The following is a 15,418-nucleotide window of genomic DNA, read 5'->3' as shown; positions in this document are numbered from 1 at the left end:
TCCTCGGCAGGTGGTGGCGGTTGCGCCGCTTAAGGTCGCTCGGCACGCACGGACAGGAGGCGATCGCTCTCGATCGCCAGGAGCTGGTCCTCGGTGAGGTCATCGACCGGAATGCGCACCGGATCGGGACCGAAGGCGATCCCGGCACGACGGCGGGCGCGCGGCGCGGTGATGACGAGGACGACGCCGGACGCAATCGGCCCCTCGGCCCCTTCCTGCGCTTCTTCCGCCGCTGCCTGGTCTTCGGGCGCGGCATCGGCGATCGACGTATCCGTCGCCGTCTCTTCGGCCACCGCGACCGGCTCCTGATCCGGCTGAGTGCCGGCAACCGTGACCGCATCGGGAGTGGCCGTGTCGTGCTCTGTCGTGGAAGTCGTCTCCTTGTCGGCCGGCGCGGTCGCCTTGCCTTCGGGCTCGGCGACCGGTTCCTGTTCAGGCTGAGCGACGGAAACCGTCGCCGCATCGGGAGTGGCCGTGTCGTGCTCGGTCGTGGAAGTCGTCTCCTTGTCGGCCGGCGCGGTCGCCTTGCCGGAGGTCCGGGACGTGGTCTTGCGGGTGGACATGAGAAACTCCGGGGCTTGGGGAAGAATGGCCCGCGCCGGGAGGATGGCGCGGGCCGGTCTGCCGGATCAGTCGAGGAACGGGATCTCGATGATCTGCAGCAGATTGCGGTCGGTGTTGGTCTCGCCGTTCGCAAGGCGCTCGGCCAGGAGCAGGTCGCGGGCCGTGTCGCCGTGGGTGCTGCCGACGACGAGCACATTCGGCTTGACGCCGAGCGGCCGGCCCGCCTCGTTCTTCAGGTCCATCATGGCGCGGCGTGCCGCGCGCAGATTGTCCTTGCTCAGGTCCGCCTTGGAGGCGAACGCCATCTGCCAGAAGCCGAAGCCGGCCGCCCCGCGTCCGTCGACGCCATAGGTGAACTTGTCCTGGTCGAACACGCGATCGGAGGTCTTGGGATCGTCCTTGCGCACGAAGCGATAGTCGCGGCGCTTCTGGAAGATCAGCGGCTTCAGGGCGCGGGTGGTGTCCATCAGGTACCAGGGCACGCCGCCACCGGCCTGCATGTTGGCAACGGACACTTCCTTGCGCGTCTCCGGGTTCATCACCGGGTGATCGGTGTCGAAGAACGGCTGGCCGTCGTAGCATTCCGTGTCGAAAGCCTGGCCGAGCATCTCGAACACCAGCTCGTCGGGATGCGCGGCGGCCGAGCGGCCCATCTCGGTGAAGAGCGGCGAGTAAATCCCGACCTGGTCGTCGGAGATGTCGTCGGCATCGACCTCGACCGTGCCCTCGAACTTGCGGTTCACGACCGTGTAGCGGTGCGTCTTCATCGTCTCGTAAACGCGCGAGCCGATCCATTCGCGAAGCTTCGGGAACTTGCCGAGCCAGGCATAGGAGTTCTCGCGTGTCGACGACGTGATCATGGTCGCGACCTGCTGCCAGTGCGGCTTCACCTCGGCAAAGCCGTTCTGGTAGGCACGGGAAAACCCGCGAAAGAGATCGTCGAGCGATGTCTGGTTGATGATCATGGGAAAGATCCTTGTTGGACGGCGGCGCTCGCGGCCGAGTTAGAATTCGACCCAGACGCCGGACGGATCGACATCCGCCACCCGGCCGGCGGGTGACCGCGTGCCGGTGCCGTCGGTCTTGGCGACGGTCTCGTCATCGACCACGAAGCAAGGCTTGCCGACGTCGGCGAGCGCGACCGGATCGGCCTCCAGGTTGGAAAAGAGGAACGTGCGCTTGCGCAGGATCTCGACGCGCTTTTCGCCGGCCGCGCCGTTCGTGTTGTCGACGGTGCGCTCCGCACGGCCCAGGGACACAAGGCCGGTGGCCGTGTGACCGGGCTTGGCAAGCCCCGCGTCGAGCACGACGAGTGAACCGGCCTGGATCTTTGTGGCTCCCGCGACCGGGTGGCTTTCGCGGTCGGGAAGCCGCATCGGGGTCTGGCGTTCTTTGGCAAGGGGCATGGGATGTCTCCGAGACGGGCAGGTCGGGGGATCAGAGCGACTTGGCGTAATCTTCTTCCGAGAGCCCCATCATCGAGGCGATCGAGCGCTGCTGTTCGCTGAGACCGGAAGGGCGCGTGGGATCGCGGTCGTCGAGATCGGACGGCGTGCCGATCACCGGCATCGTTCCGACGAGCTTCTTGAAGTTCTCCAACCCGCCTTCGACGGCACAGAGCGCCCGGTAGTGATCGCGGGAGGCAGGGGCGATCTTGCCCGCCTTCACCGCGTCCTCGATCGCCGCACTGATCTCGCCTGTCTGGCGCTCGGTCTGCATGGCGGCCAGATCGGTTTCGGCCGTGTCGGCGCGGGCAATCGCCTGGTCGTAGTCGGCGCGCGGGACGAACCGCTCCATGGCCGGGGCTTCGGCGGCTGCAAGCGCGGTGCGGTGTTCGCCCTGAAGCCGCTCCACGGCTGCAAGAATGTTCTCGACCGAAGCGCCGGCATCGAGGCCGAGCGCGCGGCAAAGGGCTGTGAGGTCCATGTCAGTCTCCGTTGTGTGAGGGGCAGTCGGATCGTCGGCGCGCGAGAGCGCGGTCATACGCAAGGCGGGTCGGTTGACCAGGCCCGCGCCGACGACGAGGAAAACCTCGCCGGCCTTCGTGTGGTAGAACTCCGGCGACAGGAACCGGTACTCCCGTGCCGCAATCATCGCGGCCGCCTTGTCGGTCCATTCGGCACGCGCCCAGATGGTGCCCTCGCGGATCTCCATCGCGGTGATCCAGCCGGCTGCCGGCGCGGTCTCGCCTTTTGGCGCGCGGTGCGCCTGGCCGTGCTCGTAGTCGATGGGGATGGGTGCGCCGTTCGCCTCGAAAGCAGCAATCACCGCCTGCGGATCGGACAGGCGCCAGCTCCGCCCGTCACGGGCGACCAGTTGCGGCCCGGCCGGAAACAGTTGGACCCATTCGGGCGCGGCCGCCCCCTCGCTGGAGGCGATGGCAGTTGTCGCAAAAAGGGCGGTTGCAGATCCTGTCGTCATAGGCGACAAAGTGCGTGTCGCTCGCACCACGCGCGCCCCTGACACTGTCAGGCGGAGACACTCTGACCTGCTCCCCCAAGCCGACATCGCCGCCAGCTGCAACATGCGACCGCGCATCGCGCGCAGCTTCGCCGTTAAAGGGGTTTCAAAGGGGGTAGGACGCGCGTTTGGGGAAACAGCGAGGCATCATTGGGCTGGAACCGAATTGGCAGCTATAGGTGACGGATTGACAATGGTGGTTGTTCGGCCCGCTCACGAATGGACGTCAACTTCAGGTGCCGCCAGCGAACCGATAGTGTTGCATTCCACACTCACAGTTGTGATCGCTTCATTTGCTGAGCTTCTGATGTCGTTTCTCGACTGCCTCAATCATCTCATGTGGTCGGGATACATCCAGAACAACGACCGTGAGCCTATCCCTCATTTGAAGCGGAAGATCATCAATGAGCATCACCTCGAGCGCCTCGGCACTCTTCGGACTGTCGGTGCCACCGTCTCTCTTCGGAGTTTTGAACTCAGTGCCGAACCAGAAGACGAGATAGATCCCGAAACCGCAGGCGTCTGGATCAGCAGCATAACCTGCAAGTTGGGTCGATGCTGCGGTCCAAAGTGCGTCGTTGTAGTGGCGCTTTGCCTCGATAGGCAGGTTCTTGCCCGCGTGGCTCAACATTAAAATATCGGTTCTTGTGTTTTCGCCGCGACGTGCCTCAGGCGCGCTCGCTGCGATCCCATATCTTTCGAACCGCGGTCGAAGCAGTTCCAGAAGGCGGTCCCTGTCTTCGTTCTCGATTTGGGGGTCGGTCGCTGCCCCGTAAGCGTCGGTATTCCAGAACCGCTTCCATGGCGTCTCGCTACCAGTTCTCAGCGTGCTCTTGTACCTCTCGACTTCTTCGAGAACGATAGCCGCGAGGTCCGATGGGTTTGCCGGGGGACCGTCTGCAAGCGAACTCATCAATTGGTTTACCGACGGAGATGCGAATTGCTGGTCCCGCAGCTTGCGGGCATGTTCAGCGATCGCATGAGCGATGTGCGGTGCCCAAGTCGTATCGACTCTTGGCACTAGCTCTTTCAGGCGCTCACCCGCATCAGGCGCGTTGGAGGCGCCGAGCCTCTGGATCGCCGCTCTGATAATGTTACTCACCTCACCAGAGTGCCGCCAGTCATCGTCACGGGCAGCATTCTTTTTCCCTAGAACGCCAATCCTGATGCAGTTCAACAGATCGATGTCCGGACACAGTTCGTTGAATGCCTTCGCAAGATCGCCGTTTGGTGCCAACAAAGCTGCTTCCTGTTCGTCTTCCGATAACCGGTTGGCAAATTCCTGGGGCATCAGCGCTAGGCTAGCGAAAGACCAAATCTCTCGTTGTTTCTGACCGAGATCATCGCGATCAACGGTACGTCGGACGAGCTCAACCAGTTCGCTGCGGTTTAAAGTTGCCGCGCATGCGCCTATCGCCTGCTTCAGGGCTAGATCAGGCAGTGCCGGTCTGTCGCCAAGCAGATCGATCATACACAGGGAAGTTAGCTCCGGTTTGTCTGCACTCGTAAGGTGATGGATTGCGTCGAGGTCGCCATCGCCCGCATCGAGAGCAGCATTCCAATATCGCAGTATCGTGTCCGCGCCTTGCCGGGGATCGCGGGCCAACCGGCCAACTGCCCAGGCAGCGATAGAGGGATCATCGTTGCGGCTAAAATAGGCTTGCCGAAGCCCAACTAAAGCGATGGTCAGCGACGAAGCGTCGATATCTTTTTCCCGGCCATGCAATAGCGCTTGGTGTAGCCCCGCGGCCACGACATACTCTTGTCGGTAGGATCCGTTGGTTGCTTCGGCTTTGCCGAGATCTTCGATGCTGACCACAATGTCAGTGCGAATCGCAAACTGGACGAAGCCTTCGGCGATTGCGGCGGCGATCTCCTCATTTGTATACTTGATCACATTTTCCAGCGGCTGCTGAATCTTGTCGATCATGCCGCTCCGGTAGCGCTCGGCAGCCCAACTCAAAACGCCATATTGATCAGGTGAGCCGCTGGAAAGGATATCGATAGCCGGCATTAGCTCGGCGATGTTCCTTTTCCGCGAGTTTGCTGTTTTCTTTTCCTGGCTGGCCTTTCGCTTCGCCTGCTGTTTTTTCCATCGCGCATTGGGATCGAAGCAGAGAGATTTGACGAAGCCCTTGAAACCGCCTTCTTGCTCCAGTAGCGACACGATCGGCTCTTGCCATTTCGGCCAGTGTGTTTCACTGCGGGCCGCATACGCGGCAATCTGAAACATTCGTTTTCTAGCTTTGCGTTCATTCGTCGCTTGAGCGATATCCAACAACCCTCGGATCAATGCGTCGGAGGGTAGCCTTCTTGCGGTCGAGATATATTCGTTGCACACCACCCACGGGCCTTCGTCGGGGGAGCTTTGGTCTTCGACGGCGAGGAACAACTCCAATTCCCGACGATCCGAATCGTGGTCAATCCACCTTCCAATGGCCTCAGCAACATCGCTGTCGAGCATGTCCCATCGATGTTCTCGGAGATTGCCGAGCCACGATAGAAGTCGGACGGCGGGAATGTCCGAGTTGGCTTCAAGTGTGGCGACGAACGCGCGATCGAGGAGCGACCGGACTTCCGATTTGTGTCGACGCTCAGCATCGCTTCTTCCAATACCCTTGTCGAAGAAATCCGGCCGCGGAGATCGCGCAATCGCTATGCTCAGGGAGACCAACGAACCAGCGTCGTCGTTGTCCTCCTCATCACGGGTTTTCACAGGCAAGCTGTCGAAATCCTCAAGCAGCGCGTGGAGATCGGAAAAACGAACATCCTGCGTTGATCCGCTCGACAGGATGCGCGCACGGATCGCCAATTGGCCCCGGTCCGCCGTCATGCCGGCCAGATCGTCTAAGAGGCGCCGTTGCATTCCAATGCTGTCGCTTGCTTTTGAGACGAGAACTCCAGCCGCTCTTTCCCGCATCCACAGAGGTCGCGTAGCATCAAGCACGATCTCCCGTAGCTTTTCCGACATGCTTTCAACAGGCGGGCCGTCCGCAAGCGCCTGAAGGACGGTGACCTGCAAGTGACTTCGGACCTCGGCATCGAGAATGGCTTTGAAATCGTCAGCGAGATCATCGCCAGCAAGCCCGCCCACGACAGTCGCGTCATCCTGCGAAGACAGGAAGAACGGGTCATCACGATCGAGGTGATAGAGGATTTCTCGTTGGCCAGCCGTATCGAACGCTGCGGCGTCGCCATAAGCCAGCACCGTTGCCGCATCATGCTGAATGAGCCGTCTTGCCCCACCGGGATCTCCTGACGATTGCAGATGGGCGGCAAACCACGCGTATAGCCCCCTGAGCTCGCTCGGGGCCTTCTGATCGCTCCCGGTGATGAGGGCAATCGCTCGCCGCAACGGAAAGGCGGGTGTTTCCCTAGCACCCACGACCCTTCTTGCCAGAAAACGCCCCGCCAGAAACTCGGCGACCGTTCGGTGAAACGGTGCAAACGCGTGTCCTTCACCCCTGAACAGCGCGGTATCCAGGGCTGCTTCGAGAATGCGCGCCTCGAGTCCCAAGGAATGGGTAGCCACATACTCGCCGTCTGTTGCATCAGGGGGCAACGCATTTGAGCGCCAGAGTGCTTTCGCCTTAGAGGCGAGAAGGTAGAAGCTCATGGCGCTAGCCGCGGCGAGGATTTCTTCCGCCCCCGGTCGTGAATCTGTTTCGCGCTCCGGGTCGTATTCGTGGGCAAGCGCCCTTGTCGCCTTCTCGAACAAATCAAAGCGGGAGGTCGGCCATACGCCGTTCGAAACGATAACCGAGTGAAGCAGTCTCAGACTGAGCGGATTTTCCAGAAATGCATCGGCACCTCGGTTCCGCGCGTCACCGACAAACCGCTCTGGATCGAGTTCTCCCAGAGACGCCAAGACCAATTGTGCCTCTTCGTCATTCAGCGGTAGGAGATGTGCCACAATGATGGGCTCGTTGTTTGCCGCACGTCGCATCGCGTTAATGTCGGCGGTCGCGCGCCAGTCCTCAGCGCGGCAGGTGAGTCGCCACCTGAGAATGTTATTGTCCGAAATCGCGTTGGCGAGGAGCAGAAGCTTGTCTTTGCCACTGCCGCCCGAACGATACTCATCGAGCGCATCAAGATAGGCCGTTCCAGATACGCCGAACGGTGAGCCGGTCATTACTTCCCGGCAGGTCACAATCTCGCCACCCTCGGTGCCCGCTTCGTATTCCAGCGCGGTTGATTTTCCGGCGCCCGGCTCGCCCAGCAACACAACATATGGCTCGTGCCGCAACTGGCTCAGGGGTTGAACCACGGTCTCAGCTTGAGCCTGGGTGGCGACTCGCCTGTCTAGGGGGGCACTTTCCATCGCAGCAGGATAGGAGCAAACCATCTTCAGGAAAATAGTGTGAAGTCGCAGCCACATACTTTAGTGACGCCTTCGGCCGAGTCTCCGTCATCAAGTAAAAAGCTGGTCCGGGCTTACGAGCGTTTCACGCTCCTCACAACGCAGGCCCTAGGATTTTGTTGACTACTCGGAAGGTTTTGCAACCTGTTCCGCTGGCGAGTATACTCGGTTTTGCACACGGGCAAATCAAGCCTTCGGGCGCGCTCGGCCACCTCGTGCTGGCGAAGGGTTTGCGACCTTCTGCCCGTGTGCCCTTCACTCCACATCCGTTCCGGGCTGCTTCTCGAAGTAACGTTCCCGGCCGCGCGGACGGTAGAGCGTGCGCAGGCGCCAGTGCCGGCCGAGCGGATCTAGCACCATGAACAGGCCTGTCTTCGGATCGAAGGCACGCGTGGTGCCGGCAAGGTCGTGGCGCAGCCGCGCGCGTTTCAGGATCTCGCCGAAGTCCGGCCAGGCGGAGACATCGACCACCCGCCGATGATCGGCGGCGTGGCCGATCGTCGCCGCGTCGATCATCACGGGCAGATAGTCGTCGCCAAAGCGACCCGGCGCGATCGCCACCGGAAACCGCGTCAGTGCGAAAGGCGCCTCGGCCTGAAGTCGACCGGCCAATGCCTGTCCTGATACCCCTTCCGCCTTGAGCGACGGCGCCCGCGCGGCGCGCCTTAGGCCGACGTCGATCGCGTCCTGGACGAAGACCTTGAAGGCGGGCGACGCCGTAAAGTCGGCGATAGCCGCGCGCCTGGCCATCGTCGAGAGATCGCCCAAGCGGCCGGACAGCAGTTCGGCGACGTTCCGACCTCGCGTCTTCCCGGGATTGTGGTCCCAGCCCGGATCGATGCCGACCGGCACGTTGACCGTCTGTCCGGTGCGCTTGTTTCGCCAGGGCCGCATGACGATCTGCGGGCCGCCGGCTTTTGGGTCGTAGCCAAGGCGTTCAGCCTCGCGCCGGGCAATCTGGCGCACGCCGCATTTGCAGCCCCAGCCGTTGGGCGGATAGTGGGTGTTCCAGAACGGATCATCAACGGGCAGGATGATCCCGACCCAGCCGCGGTGTTCCGGCCGGCGGCGCTCGGCAAGCGAAAGCGTGTAAACGAGATACGGCAAGAACCGCTTGGTGCGCTGGGTCCGCTCCCATTCGCCGGCCGCATGCGCCGTGCGGATGTTCGCCCAATAGATCGTGCGCAGCCGACGCGGACTGCCGAGCTGCACGAGTTTTGTCTCGCCGTCGGCCGGGTCCCTGGCAAAGCGCTTGCCCCACCATCCCTTGCCCTGAAGCACAGGCGTCAGCCGTTCGCGGAAAGCTTCGAAGGGCACACGGTTGACGATCGCGTCATCAACGGCCTTGCGCAGATCGTCGAGCACGTCGAAGCCGGCCGACTTCGCCACCGTGAAGGCATAGGCGTGTTCGACCGGTGCAATATCGCGCCAGTCAAAGGTCGGCCGCGATCCCTTTTCCCGGAAATAACGGGTGACCTCCGGCGAGGCGGTCAGGAACTCAACGGGCAGGTCAGCCGGCATCGCCCAGCCCGCGCGCGATCATGGCAAGATCGGCAAGCCGGCGTGCCAGCGGGCCGACATCGAGGGCGCCGGACAGCCGGTCGAGGCGGGCACGCAGATCCTCATAGGATGTTGCGGCCGAGAACTCTGCCTGAAGCTGATCGAGCACCGGGGCGAGATCAGTGCCCCATTCCTCCAGGGCTTCCTCAAGGAGCGCATCAAGCTCGTCTGTCTCCTCGCCGGCCCGCGCGGTCGCATGATAGCCGCCGCAGCTCGGGCAGGCTCGGGCCGTTGCCGGCTCGGCTGTCGGATCGTCCGGCTCGGCCTCGGCTTGACCAGGGTCGGACACGACCGGCTTTGCGGCGGTCGGTGCGCGCAGGATATCGGCACCGTCTTCCGGCTCGCTCAGCCCGATCTTTTCGCGCACCTCGGAACCGGCAACCTTGAGCCCGAGCGGGACAAGTGTGTTGAGCGCTTCGGACAGCGTCTTGATGTCCTCGGCCTCGGCGACGGGTAGGTCGACAGTGGGATACCGCTCCTGCGGGCCGAAGTTGAAGGCGATGAAGGGATGGATCAGATCCCGGTTGAGCGTTGTCGACACCTGCCGGCCGTCCGCCCGGAGGATGTCGTAGCGAACGTTCTCGTGCACCTGCGCCTGGGCGAGCGACGAGCCGTCGTCCGTGGTCATGGTCTGACCAAGAACCGCCTTGGAGATCTGCGCGTCCAGGTATTCGGCCATGGCGCCGAAGACGGCATTGCCCGAACCGCCCTTGGCTTCGATGAACTCGATCTCCATGCCGGACGGGATGATCGCCGCCGCGTCGGCGGCAAGGTCGCGCACCGCGCGCAGCAGGACACGCTTCTCGTCGGGCGTGGCGCTGCGGTTGTAGCGCCCGACACGCAGCGGCATGCCGAAGACGTCCAGAAAGGCGGCCCAGTCCTTGAGCGTGTAGGACTTCAACAGGAACGCCCAGGCGGCAAGCCGGGCCAAACCGCCCCGGATCGGCAGGCCCGATTTCAGCTTCGGGATATGCCGGATGAAGGAATAGCGGGAAAGCTCGCGGCCCTCGGTCGAACCATCCTCGCGCAGGCGCAACTCGCGGCCGGTCCTGCGGTCGAACTGGAAATGGCGCGGATCGCGCCAGACATACTCGCGCGGGTACCAGGTCGCCTGATAGTCCCAGAGGATCTCGACAACGGAAAAGCCCTTGCCGAGCCCGTCGAGCACGTCAATCAGCATGTCCTCGAAGATCGGAGCCTCGACCAGGTCGCGCACGGCGTCGAGGATCTTGTCGTCCACCGTGCCGTTCTTCGGCTGGTTGACCACGGGCTCGATCGCCAGAACAGCGCGCTTGCGGGTGCCCAGCACCGACGCATAGTGGAGATCCCGTTCCTCCATCTCCTCGGCAAGCGCCAGATATTCGCCCGGCTCGCCCTCGACGGCATCACGAAGGATGCGCGCAAGCCTGGCCGGCGTGAGGCCCGAGGCGACCGGCTCGCCCCAGATCGAACGCACCCCGGTCAGGGTCGGTGCGGCTTCTTCCTTCAGGAGCGACGTGGAGGAGACGGGCCGCCCGTGCGGATCGACAAGCTGATAGGTGCTCACCACAAGCCTCCTGAATGTCCGGGATTGATCCCGCCGATGCGGGCGAAGTCGTCGTCATCGAGATCGAGCGGAGGTCCGCCGTTGTGACCGAATTGCGCGAGCGGTGAGTGCCGTGCGGCCGTGTAGTCGTATTCGGGCAGGTCGAGGCGGCTCACATGCCAGGCGAGCGCGGAGGCGATCGCGCTGTCGCCGTGGCGTTTCATGCCGTCCGCGCCGTTGACGCTGTGATCGTCGGGCACCTTGATGATGCCGTCGACGTATTGAAGCGCCTGATGATCGCGCAGGATGTCATCGTCTCTCGGCAACACGACCGTGCGATCCGAGAACGCCTCGATATAGGCGGGCATCTCCGCGAGATACCAGGCGCGTGACAGGCTGACCTCGACAATCGACGGACCGTATTTCTGCGCCGCGACTTCGGCGAGATAGGCACCGTTACCGGTGGCATCGAGCGCACCACCCGACATGCGCGGCAAACGGTCGACGACATAAAACAGGATGTCGCGCTGTTGGTCGAACGGCACGTTGCGCAGCTCGACGATCAGTCCCGACCGACGCACGAGCGACCGCGTGATCGCCATGACGTTGATCACGGTCAGGTCGCCCTTGCGCGCGAAGTCCTCCCCGAAGACATGGGACAGGAGCGGGTCGAGCTTCTCCAGGTGAGGTTTCAGCTCGCGTTCGCAGAAGTCGAGCGTGTCGGCCTTGCGGATGTGTTCCGGCGCGTTCTTGAAATCATCGGTGCAGGCCCATCGAACGATGGGAATGCCGGGCTCCATGCAGGCTTCGATCTGCACGCGTGTCAGTGCAGAGCCTTCGGCTTCAGCCGGGATGGCGTCGAGCTCCTGGCGCATCGCCGCCTGGCGCGCGCCATAAGCGCCCCGGATCTTCGCTTCCCACTCCGCTTCGCCCTCGCTCGTCCACTCGATCCCCTTGATCAGGCAGACGCGCTTGTAGAGGCCGTTTGCAACGGCGGTGGCGAAAGGGATGTGGTGGACCGAGAACGGGACCTTGCCGGCGCGCGCTTCGCGGATCAACTCGTTGAACGGGTTCAAGACGCCGTTATGGGTTGAGATCACCCGGATCTTGCCGCCCCAGATCAGCAGCGCGTTGACCGCGTCGAGCACGCCGCGCACGTCCTGATGGAACGCCGCCTCGTCGATCACGACGATGCCCTGAAGGCCGCGGATGTTTTCCGGGCGCGACGACAAGGCCTCGATCCGGTAGCCGCTTGCGAAGCGGATGCGGAAAGCGGAGATCATCCGCGTCGAGCCGTCCGCCTTTTGATCCTCGAACAGGAATTCCTCGATCGCCGCCAGATCTTCGCCGATCGCTTTCGCGAACTTTGAGACGTAGCCGATGAACTCGCGGCCCTTGTCCTTGGTGTCGCCGATGTAGAAGACATTGTCGCCGCCCGCCGAGCGTTTGGAGGCGGCGGTCAGCGTGTCGTCGAGTGCCTCGCCGAATGTGATGCCGGTGCGGCGGCCCTTTTCGGCAAGCTTCAAATCGGATCTATCCGCGATCCAGTCGACCTGGTGCTGCATCAGGATCCCGTCCGCAAGTGGATCGAGATCATCCGGCACCTGCGCGCCGCGAGGCAACTCGCCGGGCAGTTCGTCGGTCTTGCGCGAAAGGAGCGGCGGTCCGGCGAAGATGTCGTGTGACGGATCTGGCGTGGTCATGTCCGCACGCCCAGGAAGTCCCGGCGAAGCTGAGCGACACGCTCGCCCGACAGACCGGCTTCCTTGCCGACCGTGTCGACGACCTCTTCGAACTTCTCCGCAATCTCGGCCTCGACCTTCTGGCGACGGGAGGTGGAAACAGATTGCGCGGCAGCGGCAGCGCGCAGCGCGTTGGCGAGTTCCTGCGCGCCCTTGGTCGACAGCCCGCCTTCGCCGGCCGACTGCAGGATTTCGAAGATCAGCGTCTTGATGGCTTCCGCCGCGATGACGGTCAGGTCATCGGACGCCCCGGCATCCAGACGGTCACTCAAGGCGGTGGCGATGTTGCGCGTCTCTTCGATCCGCCGGGCCATCGCCGCGAGCTTGACGCTGTAGCGATTGAACGAAGAGAACGACGGCACGTCGAAACTCGCGCCCGTCTCGCCCTGGACAGCGATCAGCTTCTCGCGGAACTCGGCATAGATCTCGGTCTGGGTGCGGTCGCGGCCGGTCAGCTCCTGCGCTGCCCAGGTGACGGCGGCGTCGCATTCCTCCGGCAGGATGTCGATCGCCGACAGACGGCCGCGTCCTTTGGGGCGAGCCATGTCAGGCCTCCGGCGATGGAGCGCCCACGCCTTCGAGCAGGGCCCGGCGCTGGACGTGGTCGAGCCCGGCGCGGCGCAGCGTCGCGACGAGGATCGAACCCGCCTCGGTCAGGCGGACGGCGTCGAGATCCTCAAGGCGGCGCAGCTGCGTCCGCACATAGTCGCGGCTCTTGCGATGGCCGAAGGTTTCGAGGATCGCGAGAAGGATCGTTTCGTTGAGCTGCTGATCCGTCTCCTCGGCAAGTGCCCGCAAGATGATCAGGCGGCAGTTGGCCGCGACATATTCGGCGTAGCTCATGCCTTGCCCCCGGATTTGAGAAGGTAATCGCTGATGCGTTCGGTTGCTCGCTGAACCGCTCTCAAAGTGTCTTCAACGGCTCCAAAGCGAACGCCCATGCCCTCTATTTGCTTGTCCAGGCGGTGCAGATCGTCCCGGTCGGGTAACGCATCGAGCTTGGTTTCCACCCGGTCGAGCCGGGTTTCCTGATGCTCCATGTCCGCCTTGAGCTCGGCGATGGCCTCGGTGTTCTTCCGGCTCCCGCTCGTCAGCCAGGTGTAGAAGGCCGAAGAGAACGCGATGAGCAGTGCGACGACGCCAAGGAATGCGTCCAGGGTCCTCCAGTCAAACCACATGGGCACCTACCGGAGCGTTCGCAGGGCAGCGACACCGCCACCGACATAGAAGAGCCATTGGATCATCTGGCCGCCCCAGGCTTCCAGAATGGGGACCGTCGCAACGCCCCAACCAAAGCGAAAGATGCTGTCGGCGATGACGGCCGCCCACCATGCGCCCAAGGGCAGGACGAAGAGGCCGGCGAAGCACCAGAATGCGGCGTGTTCGAGCTTCGCCGTGTTGAAGGCGGCAAGCTCCTTCGTTTCGGCAACGGCCGCGCGAATGGCTTCGATCTCGACCTGTGTTCGCAGCTTCTCGCGGCCCGTCTCCTCGGCGTGGCGCCGCTCGAGATAGGAGAGCGTGCGCTCGACCAGGCCGGAGGATGCAAAGCGCAGGACAACGGACAGGAGCCAGCTCATTCGCCACCCCCGATCGGTGTGCGCGTGATCCGGCGCAGGAAGATGTTGAGGAGGCCGACGATCAGCATCGCCCAGAGCGCGTCACGCGGTTCCAGGTACCAGGTCCAGTCGAAGCCTTCGAGCCAGCGCAGCACCTCCGCCACGATGGGAAGTAGCGCAATCAGCGCGTTGACGATCAGCGTGCGCCATCCCCTCATGCCGACGCCCTCCGCGAGAACAGGCCGGACAGGCGATGACGGATCTCGTCGCGATAGCGCCAGGCGAACACCGCGCCGGCAACGACCGCCAGGGAGAGCGCGCCGCCGGCCGCCCAAAGGACCCATTCGGGCGCACCGCCCTGGGCGGCGGCGGCACCGGCGCCGGAGACGAGGAGCCCGACACCCGTCGTCGTACCGGCCTCGCCGGCCGACACCGCGCGCTCCAGCGCTGCCGCCGTCGCAGGGGCAAGCACACCGTCCGTCTTGAGATGCGGGTGGTCCTTCTGGAACGCGCGCACGGCCTTGGTCGTCTTCGGCCCGGCAAGGCCGTCCAGTGCACCGTCATAGTGGCCGAGTTTGGCGAGGATGCCCTGATAGTGGCGCAGTTCCTCGGAAGCGGTCGAGGCCTTGGCGACCGTGTCGCGCGGCTCGACGCGGATCGCGCCGGACGTTGCGTAGACGCCGCGCTGGATCAGCAGCGCTTCGGCCTGCCGGCGCTTGACGAGGCCCGGCAGGCGACGACCGCCGGCCGTGGTGCCGGTCTTGCGCAGCAGCGCTGCTGACTTCGCAGCATCGCCAGCGGCAAGCGCCTTCGCCCACTTCCACTTCGCCGCACCGGGGCCGAGGTTGAAACAGACGCTGGCCGCGCCGTCATAATGGTGCTGGCGGGTCGGCCGGATGTGCCGCACGACGGCCGCGCCGTATTCCTCGTTGACGATCTTCGGAAGGATCTTCAGGCATTCCTCGCGCGTGATCGTGTCGCCGGGTTTCAGTGGCCGACCGCGTGTCGAGATCCAGTAGTTCCGGAAGACCTTCGAGCGGTTGGTGTAGCCGGTGCCGATCGTCAGCACGCCGACCGGATCGCGATAGGCACGGCTGACAAAGCCTTCATGCGCGACGACATCGCGCGCCCCGTGCGGGCTCAAGTTGGTGATGATCTGCATATGATCGTCCCGGCCTCTGTGGAGAGTTGCCGACACGTTGGCGGATCGCGGGTTGTGTGGTGAGACTGACAGTGTCAGGCGGATGAGGAACCGGCCGTCAGAACAAGTCGCCCTGGCGCGGGTCTTTCGACTTGAGACGGGCACGGGTGCGGAAGGCCGTTCGCTCGTGAAGCCCGCTTGCGGCGGCAGCTTGGCGCGCGGACGCGCCGTTTTCAAGTGCCTTCACAAGAGCGCGGCGCGCGCTCGCCTCGCGGGCGATCGGTATCAGGAACCGGCCGCCCGTGTTCCTGACGCGGTAGAGCTCGCATATGGCGGCAGCGGCTTCCCGGCCGACCGTATCGGTCAGCCAGTGCCCGTCATCCGCATGGCTTGGAATGTAAACCGTCTGGCCACCCTTTTCGGCGGCAAGCTTCAGGGCAGCGTCCAGGCCGGCGACCTCCGCAATCTCGGCCAGTATGCCGGGAAGATATGAGAGATCGTCGGCCACGG

At 63.6% G+C, this 15,418-nt stretch carries 15 protein-coding genes; all 15 read right to left on the bottom strand.

The annotated features are described in order from the left end of the window. Nucleotides 1–29 precede the first annotated feature (29 nt). A complete protein-coding gene (locus ACQY46_RS10605) occupies nt 30–563 on the bottom strand; it encodes a hypothetical protein (protein WP_428700201.1) in 534 nt (177 codons plus the stop codon). Nucleotides 564–629: 66 nt separating this feature from the next. Continuing rightward, nucleotides 630–1,529, bottom strand: a complete 900-nt coding sequence (locus ACQY46_RS10600; protein WP_428700200.1) for a Mu-like prophage major head subunit gpT family protein — start codon at nt 1,527–1,529, stop codon at nt 630–632. Between the two features lie 39 nt (nt 1,530–1,568). Further along, nucleotides 1,569–1,970, bottom strand: coding sequence for a hypothetical protein (locus ACQY46_RS10595; protein WP_428700199.1), 402 nt, complete (start codon nt 1,968–1,970; stop codon nt 1,569–1,571). A gap of 31 nt (nt 1,971–2,001) precedes the next feature. Continuing rightward, entirely contained in the window at nt 2,002–2,985 is a 984-nt protein-coding gene (locus ACQY46_RS10590; RefSeq protein WP_428700198.1) for a phage protease, read from the bottom strand. A 328-nt stretch (nt 2,986–3,313) separates the two neighbouring features. Then, nucleotides 3,314–7,402, bottom strand: a complete 4,089-nt coding sequence (locus ACQY46_RS10585; RefSeq protein WP_428700197.1) for an NACHT domain-containing protein — start codon at nt 7,400–7,402, stop codon at nt 3,314–3,316. 237 nt (nt 7,403–7,639) lie between these two features. Next, nucleotides 7,640–8,905: a phage minor head protein gene (locus ACQY46_RS10580; protein ID WP_428700196.1), complete on the bottom strand. Its 1,266-nt coding sequence runs from the start codon at nt 8,903–8,905 to the stop codon at nt 7,640–7,642. After that, nucleotides 8,895–10,490: a DUF935 domain-containing protein gene (locus tag ACQY46_RS10575; protein WP_428700195.1), complete on the bottom strand. Its 1,596-nt coding sequence runs from the start codon at nt 10,488–10,490 to the stop codon at nt 8,895–8,897. The genes ACQY46_RS10580 and ACQY46_RS10575 overlap by 11 nt, the downstream gene beginning before the upstream one ends. After that, the gene (locus tag ACQY46_RS10570) at nt 10,487–12,172 is read right to left on the bottom strand and encodes a hypothetical protein (protein WP_428700194.1); all 1,686 of its coding nucleotides are present in this window, start codon (nt 12,170–12,172) and stop codon (nt 10,487–10,489) included. The genes ACQY46_RS10575 and ACQY46_RS10570 overlap by 4 nt, the downstream gene beginning before the upstream one ends. Next, nucleotides 12,169–12,756: a DUF3486 family protein gene (locus ACQY46_RS10565; RefSeq protein ID WP_428700193.1), complete on the bottom strand. Its 588-nt coding sequence runs from the start codon at nt 12,754–12,756 to the stop codon at nt 12,169–12,171. The genes ACQY46_RS10570 and ACQY46_RS10565 overlap by 4 nt, the downstream gene beginning before the upstream one ends. A 1-nt stretch (nt 12,757) precedes the next feature. After that, nucleotides 12,758–13,054, bottom strand: coding sequence for a hypothetical protein (locus tag ACQY46_RS10560; protein ID WP_428700192.1), 297 nt, complete (start codon nt 13,052–13,054; stop codon nt 12,758–12,760). Next, complete coding sequence (locus ACQY46_RS10555) at nt 13,051–13,389, bottom strand: DUF2730 family protein (RefSeq protein WP_428700191.1); 339 nt, start codon at nt 13,387–13,389, stop codon at nt 13,051–13,053. The genes ACQY46_RS10560 and ACQY46_RS10555 overlap by 4 nt, the downstream gene beginning before the upstream one ends. 6 nt (nt 13,390–13,395) lie before the next feature. After that, the gene (locus ACQY46_RS10550; RefSeq protein WP_428700190.1) at nt 13,396–13,788 is read right to left on the bottom strand and encodes a hypothetical protein; all 393 of its coding nucleotides are present in this window, start codon (nt 13,786–13,788) and stop codon (nt 13,396–13,398) included. Beyond that, on the bottom strand, nt 13,785–13,985 hold the full coding sequence (locus ACQY46_RS10545; protein WP_428700189.1) for a hypothetical protein: 201 nt from the start codon (nt 13,983–13,985) through the stop codon (nt 13,785–13,787). Before ACQY46_RS10545 ends, ACQY46_RS10550 begins: the two co-directional genes overlap by 4 nt. Then, on the bottom strand, nt 13,982–14,929 hold the full coding sequence (locus ACQY46_RS10540) for a glycoside hydrolase family protein (RefSeq protein WP_428700188.1): 948 nt from the start codon (nt 14,927–14,929) through the stop codon (nt 13,982–13,984). Before ACQY46_RS10540 ends, ACQY46_RS10545 begins: the two co-directional genes overlap by 4 nt. A gap of 97 nt (nt 14,930–15,026) precedes the next feature. Then, on the bottom strand, nt 15,027–15,416 hold the full coding sequence (locus ACQY46_RS10535) for a helix-turn-helix domain-containing protein (RefSeq protein ID WP_428700187.1): 390 nt from the start codon (nt 15,414–15,416) through the stop codon (nt 15,027–15,029). Nucleotides 15,417–15,418 lie beyond the last annotated feature (2 nt).

Origin of the sequence: Stappia sp. (assembly GCF_965276915.1) — a bacterium.
Taxonomy (GTDB): Bacteria; Pseudomonadota; Alphaproteobacteria; order Rhizobiales; family Stappiaceae; genus Stappia.
The sequence above is the reverse complement of the archived record's forward strand: the minus strand, read 5'-3'. Positions and strand labels throughout refer to the sequence as shown.

Excerpts from the sequence above, each read along its gene's own strand:
- ACQY46_RS10590 (WP_428700198.1), bottom strand. The coding sequence starts at position 2,985 with ATGACGACAGGATCTGCAACCGCCCTTTTTGCGACAACTGCCATCGCC.
- ACQY46_RS10560 (WP_428700192.1), bottom strand. The coding sequence starts at position 13,054 with ATGAGCTACGCCGAATATGTCGCGGCCAACTGCCGCCTGATCATCTTG.
- ACQY46_RS10580 (WP_428700196.1), bottom strand. The coding sequence starts at position 8,905 with ATGCCGGCTGACCTGCCCGTTGAGTTCCTGACCGCCTCGCCGGAGGTC.
- ACQY46_RS10600 (WP_428700200.1), bottom strand. The coding sequence starts at position 1,529 with ATGATCATCAACCAGACATCGCTCGACGATCTCTTTCGCGGGTTTTCC.
- ACQY46_RS10555 (WP_428700191.1), bottom strand. The coding sequence starts at position 13,389 with ATGTGGTTTGACTGGAGGACCCTGGACGCATTCCTTGGCGTCGTCGCA.
- ACQY46_RS10570 (WP_428700194.1), bottom strand. The coding sequence starts at position 12,172 with ATGACCACGCCAGATCCGTCACACGACATCTTCGCCGGACCGCCGCTC.
- ACQY46_RS10540 (WP_428700188.1), bottom strand. The coding sequence starts at position 14,929 with ATGCAGATCATCACCAACTTGAGCCCGCACGGGGCGCGCGATGTCGTC.
- ACQY46_RS10565 (WP_428700193.1), bottom strand. The coding sequence starts at position 12,756 with ATGGCTCGCCCCAAAGGACGCGGCCGTCTGTCGGCGATCGACATCCTG.
- ACQY46_RS10605 (WP_428700201.1), bottom strand. The coding sequence starts at position 563 with ATGTCCACCCGCAAGACCACGTCCCGGACCTCCGGCAAGGCGACCGCG.
- ACQY46_RS10545 (WP_428700189.1), bottom strand. The coding sequence starts at position 13,985 with ATGAGGGGATGGCGCACGCTGATCGTCAACGCGCTGATTGCGCTACTT.
- ACQY46_RS10585 (WP_428700197.1), bottom strand. The coding sequence starts at position 7,402 with ATGTGGCTGCGACTTCACACTATTTTCCTGAAGATGGTTTGCTCCTAT.
- ACQY46_RS10550 (WP_428700190.1), bottom strand. The coding sequence starts at position 13,788 with ATGAGCTGGCTCCTGTCCGTTGTCCTGCGCTTTGCATCCTCCGGCCTG.
- ACQY46_RS10595 (WP_428700199.1), bottom strand. The coding sequence starts at position 1,970 with ATGCCCCTTGCCAAAGAACGCCAGACCCCGATGCGGCTTCCCGACCGC.